This is a genomic window from Candidatus Symbiopectobacterium sp. NZEC135, assembly GCF_025962695.1.
The window spans coordinates 1-10,019 of sequence record NZ_JAGFPF010000092.1; the positions used below are offsets into that span (position 1 = coordinate 1).

At 49.9% G+C, this 10,019-nt stretch carries 9 protein-coding genes; 6 read left to right on the forward strand and 3 right to left on the reverse strand.

The annotated features are described in order from the left end of the window. Together J5224_RS22395 and J5224_RS22400 are read left to right on the forward strand one after the other, a co-directional pair. Nucleotides 1-674, forward strand: a 674-nt coding sequence (locus J5224_RS22395) for a DUF2057 family protein (RefSeq protein ID WP_264627458.1), incomplete at its 5' end; no start/stop codon positions are given. Between the two features lie 142 nt (nt 675-816). Further along, a complete protein-coding gene (locus J5224_RS22400; RefSeq protein WP_264627459.1) occupies nt 817-1,275 on the forward strand; it encodes a methylglyoxal synthase in 459 nt (152 codons plus the stop codon). Nucleotides 1,276-1,320: 45 nt separating this feature from the next. Here the strand turns inward: J5224_RS22400 and helD are convergent, their stop codons facing one another. Then, nucleotides 1,321-3,375, reverse strand: a complete 2,055-nt coding sequence (gene helD / locus J5224_RS22405; RefSeq protein ID WP_264627460.1) for a DNA helicase IV — start codon at nt 3,373-3,375, stop codon at nt 1,321-1,323. 225 nt (nt 3,376-3,600) lie between these two features. Between helD and J5224_RS22410 the strand changes: the two genes are divergently transcribed. Beyond that, nucleotides 3,601-4,047, forward strand: a complete 447-nt coding sequence (locus J5224_RS22410) for a YccF domain-containing protein (RefSeq protein WP_264627461.1) — start codon at nt 3,601-3,603, stop codon at nt 4,045-4,047. Between the two features lie 20 nt (nt 4,048-4,067). Next, nucleotides 4,068-6,197 carry a YccS family putative transporter gene (yccS, locus tag J5224_RS22415; protein WP_264627462.1) on the forward strand — a complete coding sequence of 710 codons (2,130 nt, stop codon included), beginning with the start codon at nt 4,068-4,070 and terminating at the stop codon, nt 6,195-6,197. A 100-nt stretch (nt 6,198-6,297) separates the two neighbouring features. On the opposite strand, the gene J5224_RS22420 is transcribed toward yccS, so the two are convergent. After that, nucleotides 6,298-6,915: a TfoX/Sxy family DNA transformation protein gene (locus J5224_RS22420; RefSeq protein WP_264627463.1), complete on the reverse strand. Its 618-nt coding sequence runs from the start codon at nt 6,913-6,915 to the stop codon at nt 6,298-6,300. 222 nt (nt 6,916-7,137) lie between these two features. Here J5224_RS22420 and sulA point away from each other — a divergent pair, with 222 nt between their 5' ends. After that, a complete protein-coding gene (gene sulA, locus J5224_RS22425; protein ID WP_264627464.1) occupies nt 7,138-7,647 on the forward strand; it encodes an SOS-induced cell division inhibitor SulA in 510 nt (169 codons plus the stop codon). Between the two features lie 359 nt (nt 7,648-8,006). Beyond that, a complete protein-coding gene (ompA, locus tag J5224_RS22430; RefSeq protein WP_264627465.1) occupies nt 8,007-9,095 on the forward strand; it encodes a porin OmpA in 1,089 nt (362 codons plus the stop codon). 85 nt (nt 9,096-9,180) lie between these two features. Here the strand turns inward: ompA and matP are convergent, their stop codons facing one another. Further along, on the reverse strand, nt 9,181-9,657 hold the full coding sequence (matP, locus tag J5224_RS22435; protein WP_264627466.1) for a macrodomain Ter protein MatP: 477 nt from the start codon (nt 9,655-9,657) through the stop codon (nt 9,181-9,183). Between the last annotated feature and the right edge of the window lie 362 nt (nt 9,658-10,019).

Consider the following 10,019-nt stretch of genomic DNA (forward strand, 5'->3'; position numbering starts at 1 on the left):
TAAATGATGCCGGAGTCAAGCTGATGAAATTGTACCGTGTTTTAGTGCTGCTTTTCTTCGTCACGAGCAGTATAGCCAGCGCTGCCACCACCCTAAAGTTACATCAGGATATTGAACTGCTCGCCGTCGATGGACAAAAAGTGTCCAGTTCACTATTAAAAGGGGCCGATAGTCTGGAACTGGACAACGGTCAGCACCAATTGCTGTTTCGGGTAGTGAAAATGACGTCTGCCTCTGGCAGTGAAAAACGTACGTACTCCTCGCCGTTGTTATTGGCCGCGTTCAATATGCGCAATCAGGATGTCATTACCATCCAGTTACCGGCACTCGACACGCCCCAGGCACGGGAGCGTTTCGACCTCGATACCCACTATCAGCTCGTGGATAATCACAATACCCCTATCAGCGCTCGCCTGGACAGGCTTGAGTTGAGCAATGATGAGCTTGCTCACCAGTTGGAGCCCATTCTGGCGCAATACAATGCTGCGAATAAAAATGCATCCGTCTCCGCATTTACCTCGCCTAAGCAGAACGCTAAAACCTGGCCCGAAAATAACGCAGCCAATGCCCATGACAGCATTGACCCTTTTCTTATTCTCAAATACTGGTTTCGGCAGGCAGATAAAGACACACAGGATCGCTTTCTGAAATGGGCAAAGGAAAAAGACAAGTAGTACCGCCGCGCCGTTTTTTGATTATTTAAACCGCAGTTGCGCCAACGCGTTGGTTGTTAGTCGCATTTTTTTCATCTACATCTTTTCAGCGAAATAGCGTTCTCGTAATCTGTGTTTATTATTCTGATGAAAGGACGTAAACATGGAACTCACCACCCGTACTATTCCTGAACATAAGCACATTGCTTTAGTGGCGCACGACCACTGCAAGCAAGCTCTGCTGGATTGGGTGAGTACACACAAGAACACGCTGTCTGAACACCACCTTTACGCCACAGGCACCACGGGGAACCTGATCCAACGTACCACCGCGCTTCCGGTCAAAAGCATGCTAAGCGGCCCAATGGGGGGAGATCAGCAAGTCGGAGCTTTGATTTCGGAAGGAAAAATCGATCTGATGATCTTCTTTTGGGACCCACTGAACGCGGTGCCACACGATCCTGACGTCAAAGCCCTGCTTCGCTTGGCGACCGTCTGGAATATTCCGGTCGCAACCAACCGCTCCACCGCTGACTTTCTGGTTAACTCAGCCCTTTTTAAACAGCCCGTTGAGATAGCCATTCCCGACTACCAACGCTATCTGAATGAGCGTCTGAAGTAACGCGGCGCATCAGCGCTACCCGCTTGCTGGCTGGCAGCGCTGCTATTAAGGTTTCCTCTGAAGCGGTACACCGATACGCTGTAATTGCTCAACAAACACAGACGGTGCGTCACGATCGAAGAGCAGCCAGACCCGGTGTTTTGCACGGGTTAGCGCCACATAAAGTAAGCGGCGCTCTTCCGCATCAGCAAAAGGTTCCATCTGGGGCAGCAAAACCTGCTCCAGCAAACTTTCGCGGGGCAAGGCAGGGAACCCCTCTTTGCCATCGTTCAACCCCACAATCACCACATAGTCAGCCTGTTGCCCTTTGCTGGCATGGATAGTCATAAACTCAATAAGCAAGTTTGGCCACCTCACACTCGCTTTATCCAGCATGGCTGGCCGCAAATGGTGATAGCGCGCCAGCACCAGAATACGCTCATCAGGCGTGACGTAACTGCTGAGCTTATCAAACAACGCTTCCAACTCTGTTTCAGGCAGCAGCATGACCGCCTTTTTGTCGCCAGTGCGTAGGCTGTTAAGGGGTTTCTTTAATTGATGCGGATTTTGCTGCACAAAGGTATTGGCAATCTCGCCAATGCGATCGTTAAAGCGATAGGTCGTATCCAGCGCACAGCGTTCACCGCGCCCAAAGTGATGCTCAAATGCCGTGGTCAGCGTCAGTTCCGCGCCACTGAAACGGTAAATCGCCTGCCAGTCATCACCGACAGCAAAAAGGCGGGTACGCAGATTCTGCCTGCGTAGCGCCGCTAACAGTTGCGCGCGCTGGGGCGAAATATCCTGAAACTCATCGACCAGAATGTGCTTCCAGGGGCTGATAAAACGCCCTTTATCCAGCAGATTTACCGCTTGGTGGATCAGACCGGAAAAATCCACCGCCCCTTCCTCTTTTAATGCTGCTTTCCAGGCTTTAAGCAAAGGCGCCATTAAACGTAAACCACGCTGCAAACGCGGGCGCTGTTCCTCATCGGCTAGCGCCAGCATGTCATTTTGGCTCCCGCCCTGCATGCGCATCAGCCCGAGCCAGCGATCCAGACGACCACTCAGACGCGCAGCCAGACGCGTATCCAGCCAAAATTCGCCATCCGGCACATTCCACGCCATCTCCTCGCTCAGCCACTCACGCCATCCTTTGGCCTGCGCTTTCTTCTCCGCACACTGTTGCTGCCAGGTTTTAATCAGCAACTCATGTCGCTGCGCGCTATTGCTTTCCAATCGGCTGATAACCGGCGCCTTACGCGTAGCCTGTTGAATAATATGCAGTGCCAGCGCATGGAATGTTTTGGCCTGCACCGCATCCGTGTGCAAGCACGCCTGAATACGTTCGTTCATCTCCTGCGCCGCTTTACGACCAAAGGCCAGTAACAGGATTTGTTCCGGCATCGCTTCGTTGCGGTGTAGCAACCAGGCGACACGCGCCACCAGCACCGATGTTTTGCCACTGCCCGCCCCTGCCAGCACCAATACAGAATCTTCACCATTAATAACAGCGCGACACTGCGAAGCATTCAGCGGGGTGGTTTCAACGCCGTCAAAAAAGGCCTGCTCCAGCGACAGCGTTTTTTCCATCCAGGCTTGGTTACAGGCGGTTCTGCACGATTCCCCCTCAGCGAGCCACTGCTGACAAAGGGTGTAACTGTCACAACAGTTGATAAACGTCGTCAATCTCTCGACCGGCAGCGGCAAAGCGGCGAGCGTGGCACGAATCGCTGTCTGTAACTCAGTCAATGCCTGACGTGAAACCCATCCTTGGTGGTTCGTCCGTTGCTCAATATCGGTGACCTGACGCTGCAACACATCGGCACACACCGCGCTCATGTCGTCACTCCACTGACGCCACATTTTCATCAGATAACGGTAGAACTGCTGGGTTTCCTGCCATTCGGTGCCATGCAGTCGCACAACCTGATTTTCTGGCAGCACAAACTCCAGTTCCCCCCACACCAGGCCACGCTTACACTGAATATCCAGTAATTGGTTAAAGGGAATAACATACTCGTGTTTCTCACCGCTCACCTGAACGCCTGCATTGAGCAGCTTCACCCGATTGTAGGGGTGTTGCGCCAGATGTTTGCCTAAAGAGGTTGCTTTCAGTTCCATTTTCGTTACGCCATGAAAAAAACGGCTTTTCGGTAGTTTACCTGCGACACAGACCCCGCCTCCAGTGTTAAAACACGTTAAGATATCCCTGCGCTTGATGTAATATTCTTGCTGATGACATCATACGCGATGTGTGCTGAAGCAATGCCATGGGATGTCTGTATTTTGTAATGATAGATGCCCTATCTATGAGACCTTCGCTACGCCTGACATCATGGAGCAACAATGCGAGCCGTATTGAACATTCTTAATTTTGTGCTGGGCGGATTTTTCACCACGCTGGCATGGTTTATTGCAACGCTGATCAGCATTGTGCTGATTTTCACCTTGCCACTGACCCGATCATGCTGGGAAATCACCAAGCTATCACTGCTCCCCTACGGCAATGAGGCCGTTCACATCGATGAGGTAGAACCTGAGCGTAAAAATGCCGTATTGAGTGCGGGCGGGACAGTCCTCAACGTCTTCTGGTTTATTCTTTTCGGATGGTGGCTGTGTATATCGCATATTGCCAGCGGCATTGCGCAATGCCTAACGATTATCGGTATTCCTGTCGGCATTGCCAACTTCAAACTGGCGGTCATCGCACTGTGGCCTGTAGGTCGTCGCGTCGTTTCTATTGAAGAGGCACAAGCGATACGTGAAAGAAACGCGCGTCGTCGCTATCGCTAACCGTCGGTAAGGAACAGACGTTGTTGACTTTTATCTCAGGATTCCGGCGTTACCTCTACAATAGCGGTTGGTTGTACAACGCGCGTATATTCATTGCCCTGGCTGGCGCTGCGTTGCTGCCCTGGTGGATGGGCCAACCCATCACCACCATTCCGTTAACGCTTGGCGTGGTGGCCGCAGCGCTGACCGATCTTGACGATCGGCTAACCGGCAGATTACGCAACCTGTTTATTACGCTACTCTGTTTCTTTATCGCGTCGGTATCCATAGAACTGCTTTTTCCTTACCCGTGGCTCTTCGGCATCGGGCTGGCCTTTTCAACGGCTGGTTTTATTCTGCTTGGTGCATTGGGTCAGCGCTATGCCACTATTGCTTTTGGTGCTCTGCTAATTGCCATTTACACCATGCTAGGCGTGTCCCTGTATGACAATTGGTATCAACAGCCACTTTTGCTGCTCGCCGGGGCATTGTGGTACAACCTGCTGACGTTGTTGGGGCATGTTGTCTTTCCCATTCGTCCTTTGCAGGACAGTCTGGCACGATGCTTTGAGCAGCTCTCCCACTATCTGGATGCCAAAGCAACACTGTTTGATCCCGATATTGATGAGTCGACCGATAATCCATTGATCGATGTAGCACTGGTTAACAGTGATGTGGTGGCAACGCTCAATCAAGCCAAAGCCTCATTGTTAACTCGGTTACGCGGTGATCGTGGACAGCGTGGCACTCGCCGCACGCTGCACTACTATTTTGCAGCACAAGATATTCACGAACGCGCCAGTTCCTCGCACGTGCAATACGCGCAGTTACGTGAAACGTTTCGCCACAGTGATATTCTTTTTCGTTTTCAACGTTTACTGACAATGCAGGCACGCGCCTGTCGCCAATTGGCGCAATCCATTCTATTACAGCAAAAATACCAGCATGATGGACGTATCGAGCGGGCGTTTGTTTATTTGGATGCCGCACTGCACGCTTTTTTTGCCAAAGATGGCGCAAATTCGGCCCAAGGAAAAGCATTACACCACCTGCTAAATAATCTGCGCGCCATTGATGCCCAGTTAGTGAATATCGAATCAGAGCAATGGCTGGAATCGCAGCAGCAGATGGAAGAAAGTCTGTCTGATGATGGGCTGACTGGCTGGAGTGATATTCGGCTGCGCATCAGTCGTCATCTTACACCGCGTTCAGCCTTGTTTCGTCACGCTATCCGTATGTCTGCCCTGCTCTGCGGGGGGTATGCGCTTATTCAACTGACACACATGCAGCACGGCTATTGGATTCTGCTTACCAGCCTGTTTGTGTGTCAGCCAAACTACAATGCGACGCGGCGGCGTTTGGCGTTACGTATTATCGGGACGCTGGCAGGCATTCTGATTGGGATACCGGTACTCTATTTTGTGCCCTCGCTTGAAGGACAACTCACTCTGATTGTTATCAGCGGTGTACTGTTCTTTGCCTTTCGCAACGTACAATATGCCCATGCCACTTTGTTTATTACCCTATTGGTTTTGCTCTGCTTTAACTTGCTGGGTGAGGGTTTCGAAGTGGCAGGACCTCGCATTCTGGATACGCTGATTGGATGTGCCATTGCCTGGGCTGCCGTCAGTTTTATCTGGCCGGACTGGCGTTTTCGTGGTTTACCTGCGGTAATCGATAAAACCATCAACGCCAACTGCCGATATCTGGATGCCATTCTCGAACAGTACCATCAAGGTAAAAGCAACAGTTTGCGTTACCGTATCGCGCGCCGCGATGCGCACAACGGCGACGCGGAGCTGGCCTCTGTCGTCGCAAACATGTCTTCTGAACCCCATGCCATCAGAACTACACTCGATGATGCGTTTCGCTTTATGTGCCTTAACCATACGCTGTTAAGCTATATTTCAACGCTCGGTGCCCACCGAGAAAAAATGGTGATGCCGCAGACGTTGCAACTACTCGATGATGCCGTCTGTTACATTGATGCAGCGTTGAATCATCCTGACATTGACGTACAAACGCAGCGTGAAGGATTGCTGATACGTCAACAGCAGGTACAACAGCTTGCCCCCGATCCAGACAGCAAGGAGCAACTGGTCTTGCAGCAAATCGGCCTTATCATCGATGTCTTGCCAGAACTGACGCAGTTGAAAGGGGCTATTCGGTGACGTACGCACCGTAAAAACAGGTGCAGAAGGAAAAGCGCAAAGCGTAAAAACCCTGTAGCGCGGCATCATTGCCTGTAACGATACCGCGCAAGTTAGCCTGTCAGGTTTTAGGCAACGGCGCTGAATGGTGTTTATACCATTCAATCAGCTCGTTTCTTACCCCTTTTGGCAACGCAGCCTGATGCGTTCTGCAAATCGCCCCCGCCAACGCCAGTAAAATATTCACACTGGCATGTTTACTGACAGCCTTTAACTTCAAGTAGCTCTCCTTTGCACCGTGTTGTTGCAGCTCATCAGCATTTCTGATTCCCGCTTTCCATAACATCCGCTCGAGATCGTGATTCAGATTGGGTAAATCCTTTAACCGTGTGCAAAGCTCACGTTCTGATTTATCCTGCTCTGCGCCCTCAAGCGACATTTTTGCCAATTGCAGCAGTTGCGTCGGATCTTCCCATAATACCTCCCCCACCAAATAGTAACTCAATGGTACGGGCATGCCCCGTTTGGTATAAACCAAATGCGGCATATTCAGTGCAAGGAAATGTGGCTCACAACGCTTGCTCGCACGTAAATAAAGCTCCCCGTTGGAGATAAGACCAAAGATGGTTTTATTTGCCGCGATGCTATAACCGCCAAATTGAGAACGGGTGGTAATTTCTCCCAACGAGGAGAAAGAAACTTTTGATTGCAAAATCCTTTTTTTGCATAACTGATTCATACAACACCCTTTAGTATTGAAAATCAATCCTCTGTCTGTATATGTGTTCTTAACGTGTTAAAGTAATTAATCACAAGGTTGGTAAGGCTTCAAACATAAAATGTGATCTCCGCCCACTGCCATGCCAATAATGCGAAGCGCTTCCAAAAAAAAGCAGGTTGATTTTCGTCCATAGCCGATATACTGTATGCACATACAGTAACACTAAGGATGAAACCCATCATGCGTGCGCACTCTATTCGTTCAGAACGTCATCAGCCAGCCCCACTGCACAGCGCTCCATTGCCACGGAACGCAGTTGCAGGCTATGGCAGCGGTATCATCAGCGAAATCGACTACAGTGTTGAACACCCGATGACAACGCTTCTGTTACTTCCCCTTTTGCAGCAATTAGCCGCGCAATCGCGCTGGCTACTGTGGCTTGCCCCACAACAAAAAATCAGCCGCCACTGGTTACAGCAATCGGGTTTACCCCTGGATAAAGTTATTCAGCCTTATCACCTCAACCCTAACGAAACCGTTGAGGCAATGGAAAAAGCGCTGTTAACGGGAAATTACAGCGTTGTCTTATGCTGGCTTGAGCACAATTTGACGGAAGAAGAAAGTATGCGTTTGAGGCAGGCTGCTCAAAAAGGAAACGCCTACGGATTTATCATGAGACCCCAGTGCATACGCAGAGAAGAAGATGGACTATTTTCTCGCCTAAAAATTCACTCAACGCTGTACCATTAAGTAAATTAAGAGTTTTCTCATCTGCGTATCATCATCTTGGTTTGTTTGACGCCCAAACCACGGATATGCAGGTGTGAAGCGCGTCAACCATTACGGATAAACGTTGCGATTCGCCAAAATAAACTATTATTTGTTAGGAAGTATGTATGAAACGCTGTTTTTTCTACAAGGCAGATCATATCGTACTTGTAACTTTCGTATCACGTTGTAGACTTTAACGCGCTGGAGTTGCTCTTTGCATAATGCCAATTAGTTGGCAGTACGTTATAAATTAAGAGCAGTGGCTTCAGTCAAGGATTTAACCAAAGGCCTATTGGCATTAATGCTAATTGCCGGTTTGGATGATAATGAGGCGTAAAATGAAAAAAACAGCTATCGCAATTGCAGTGGCACTGGCTAGCTTTGCTACAGTAGCACAAGCAGCCCCCAAAGAAGAAACCTGGTACGTTGGCGGCAAACTGGGGGTTTCCCAGTTCCACGACACCGGTTTCTCTGGTAATGGTTTTGACGGTATTAACAACAACCCAATCAAGAGCAAACTGGGCGCGGGCACGTTCGTCGGCTATCAGGCAAACCAATATCTGGGCTTTGAATTAGGTTATGACTGGCTGGGTCGCATGAAGTATGCGGGTTCCAACAGCAATCCAACTGACAGTGCCGCTTTCAAAGCTCAGGGCGTTCAGTTGGCCGCGAAATTAAGCTACCCGGTAATGCAAGATCTGGACGTATATACTCGTCTGGGTGGCATGGTATGGCGTGTTGACGCAAACGGTCAAAATGGTGGTACTCAGTTGAGCGACAGCGACACTGGCGTATCCCCACTGGCTGCTGTTGGTATCGAATACGCTTTCGATCGTGACTGGGCTGCACGTGTTGACTACCAGTGGACCAACAACATTGGCGACGCTGGCACCGTTGGTGCACGTCCTGATAACCTGCTGATGAGCGTTGGTGTTTCCTACCGCTTCGGTCAGGGTGATGCTCCGGCACCAGTTGTTGCTGCTCCGGCACCAGTTGCTGCACCAGCGCCAATGGTTGAAACCAAGCGTTTCACACTGCGTTCTGACGTTCTGTTCAACTTCGGTAAAGATACACTGAAGCCAGAAGGTCGTCAGTCTCTGGACCAACTGTACAGCCAACTGAGCAATCTGGATCCTAAAGACGGTTCTGTTGTTGTTCTGGGCTTCACTGACCGTATCGGTTCTGTAGAAGCTAACCAGGCACTGTCAGAACGTCGTGCTCAGAACGTCGTGTCTTACCTGGTATCCAAAGGTATCCCGGCTAACAAGATCTCTGCACGTGGCATGGGTAAATCCAACCCGGTTACCGGCTCTACCTGCGATAACACGAAACCGCGTGCAGCGCTGATCGACTGCCTGGCACCGGATCGTCGCGTTGAGATCGAAGTTAAAGGCATCAAAGATGTCGTTTCTCAGCCTCAGGCTTAAGTTATTCGTTTCTGAATAACCTTATACTGATAAAAAACCTCGCGATTGCGAGGTTTTTTTTACTTCATTTTTGAACTGGCCTTTATTATCCGTTCTTTTTTGTATCGCCGTCGTCTTGAGAAAGGATCGCTTTCAAATCCTGTTTGAGCAATGACATTTGATTCGCATAGCGCTCTTTGGACTCAGCATCTTCAATCAATTGCACTATGGTTTCCGACAACGTGGCATTACGACGGGTTGCCAATGCCGCCAACCGTTGCCAAACCAGATATTCAAGATCGATAGATTTTTTGCGCGTGAGCTGGCTTTCGGCATTGAAATGGCGCTTGCGACGTGCTCGTATCGTTTGTTTGAGGCGATTTTCCAATGCAGGGTTCATGCATTGTTTAATCCAGGCAAGCACCAGCACCGGTTGGTTCGCCATTTTTAGCAATGCGTCTACCGCATCATCCGCCGCACTTTGCTCAATAAAGCGCGTGATGGCTTCACCTTCCCGGTGTTTTTTCACCAGATATTTCCATTTCCAACCGCACTCAAGATTCTCTAGCTGTTGATATTTCATGATAAATTCTTCAGTGACCGTGTAACGCTTCCCTTAGCATAACAGTTTTTAGTCAACTTTCCTCACGGGGCTCGCATTTTTGCCATGGACGTCAAGCCGTGGCGTCATCACACATCAATTATCTATTTCCCTAACGTTCCAACACTTCGTCTGTGCAGCAGGTATTATTCTTGTATAATCACGCTCTTCATTCAGACAACTACCTTTGATACTTTGACCAGTAACCAACTTGCATGGCAGCATCTGCTGCCCGACCATACGCCTTACCAGTCTCTGTTCGATCGGGCAGACAAGCTTGAATCGCTGGATTTTGCTGCGCTTCAGCCCCGGCTGGCGGATAGCCTGAAGGTATTTTGCCATCC

Coding starts and splice junctions, on each gene's coding strand:
- J5224_RS22400 (WP_264627459.1), top strand. CDS start 817: ATGGAACTCACCACCCGTACTATTCCTGAACATAAGCACATTGCTTTA.
- helD (WP_264627460.1), bottom strand. CDS start 3,375: ATGGAACTGAAAGCAACCTCTTTAGGCAAACATCTGGCGCAACACCCC.
- J5224_RS22410 (WP_264627461.1), top strand. CDS start 3,601: ATGCGAGCCGTATTGAACATTCTTAATTTTGTGCTGGGCGGATTTTTC.
- ompA (WP_264627465.1), top strand. CDS start 8,007: ATGAAAAAAACAGCTATCGCAATTGCAGTGGCACTGGCTAGCTTTGCT.
- sulA (WP_264627464.1), top strand. CDS start 7,138: ATGCGTGCGCACTCTATTCGTTCAGAACGTCATCAGCCAGCCCCACTG.
- matP (WP_264627466.1), bottom strand. CDS start 9,657: ATGAAATATCAACAGCTAGAGAATCTTGAGTGCGGTTGGAAATGGAAA.
- J5224_RS22420 (WP_264627463.1), bottom strand. CDS start 6,915: ATGAATCAGTTATGCAAAAAAAGGATTTTGCAATCAAAAGTTTCTTTC.